Source organism: Lactiplantibacillus sp. B652, assembly GCF_023806745.1.
GTDB classification, from domain to species: domain Bacteria; phylum Bacillota; class Bacilli; order Lactobacillales; family Lactobacillaceae; genus Lactiplantibacillus; species Lactiplantibacillus pentosus.
The window spans coordinates 1-1,515 of the sequence record NZ_JAMSKY010000047.1; the positions used below are offsets into that span (position 1 = coordinate 1).

The 1,515-nt window shown below is 40.9% G+C and carries 1 protein-coding gene and 1 pseudogene; both read right to left on the minus strand.

Features of this window, described 5'->3' with window-relative positions:
- Positions 1-190, minus strand: a pseudogene (locus MZO40_RS16905) (hypothetical protein); the annotation flags it as partial.
- 4 nt (positions 191-194) lie between these two features.
- Positions 195-1,409 carry an IS21 family transposase gene (gene istA / locus MZO40_RS16910; RefSeq protein ID WP_053359345.1) on the minus strand — a complete coding sequence of 405 codons (1,215 nt, stop codon included), beginning with the start codon at positions 1,407-1,409 and terminating at the stop codon, positions 195-197.
- Between the last annotated feature and the right edge of the window lie 106 nt (positions 1,410-1,515).

A 1,515-nucleotide genomic window follows, 5' to 3' on the forward strand; every position in this document is an offset into this window, starting at 1 on the left:
CTAGTTTAATTCTCAAATTAATCTTTTTTTGTTCCCGGTATTTAAGCTCAGCCGTTGTCAATTCGAATAAGGCATCACTCAAGGACTTGGGTGCTTCATCTTGATGATCCAATAGGTAGCCTAAATGTTCGGCGAAACGATCTAACTTTAATTGTCTAAGGTTGGTGTATAAAGCTTGGTAATTGGCCATTTTCTCACTCCATTTCATCAAACATCTTCAGGTTTCGGTCGACGTAATCATCAATGACTCGGTCATCACGATTCTTATAAAGGTCTGATCGGACAATCTCTTCCATGTCATCGCGAAGGTAAGTAAATCTTTTCAGTGAAATAGGGTGAGAACGAATTAATTCTCCGTTATAATAAATGTATAGAGTATTGTCATCGTGTTTAATTTGTACGGTTTCGTCAATATATCTTATGGGGACGGAGTATTTCCGATTTTGAAAGACAATCATTGATTCCTTGCTAACTTTCCTTGCGATGGTTTGGCTGGCATAGGCATCGAGTAAGTCGTGATCAAAATCATGGAGATACTCTTTTTCTTTATCAAGCAATAAATAAGGCGGAATTTGAGTCGCCTGAGACTTCTCATGATTCAGCTGATCACACGTCAAATGGACGATCTCGGCTAAGTCTAGCGGCTCTTCAAACTCGTGGTTGTAAACTTTGATTCGCTGAGTAGTTCTGGCCAGCGCCTCAACCTTTCCTTTGGTTTGTGGCCGAAACGGTCGACAAGCAATTGGCTTGAAACCAGCGTCCTTAGCGTATTCAACGAAGGTTTCATTAAATACCGGCTTACCAAAATTACTTTTATGATGATCGACGACAACCTTTTGGTTGTCAAACCAGATTTCTTTCGGCACACCCCCGGTTGCCCAAAAGGCATTAGTTAAGCAATCAAAAAAGGTAATTTGGCTGCGACTGAAGGTAAATTGCATGTATTTCATTCGCGAGTACCCTAAAACATATAAGAAGATGTTGCCTTTGACAATCTCTCCATGCCGAGAAACCAACGTTAAATCTTCTTTCCAATCAACCTGGGCTGAAAGCCCTGGCGAGGTTTCAATCCGGATAGTGGCTTTTTTCGTTGCGGCTTTTCTGATGGTTCGACAATAGTCTCTGAGAATACTTTGCTTTCCTTGATAGCCACGTTCTTTGATAAAGTAATAAATTGCCGTTGCCGAACAGCCTTCTAGAACCTTTTCTTCAATCGTTTTTCGATAATCGTCAAGTTTACTCGGCCGCCGTAAGGGTTGTGGCTGCTCATCTGGGGGCGTAAGCCCTAAATTGTAGTATCTTTTTACCGTTCGTGGATCAACACCGTATCGCCGACCAATTTCAGCGAAGTTGGGCTTTATTTTGTTCATAATATATTGCTGGACACACTGCTCAACATCTAAACGCATTTCAGTTCCTCCAAATTTGAGATGCGTTTATTTTACCGTAAAAAAATGTTGGAAAACCGACATTTTCTAATCGGTATTTTCCAACATTTTACAACCGTTGCTGACA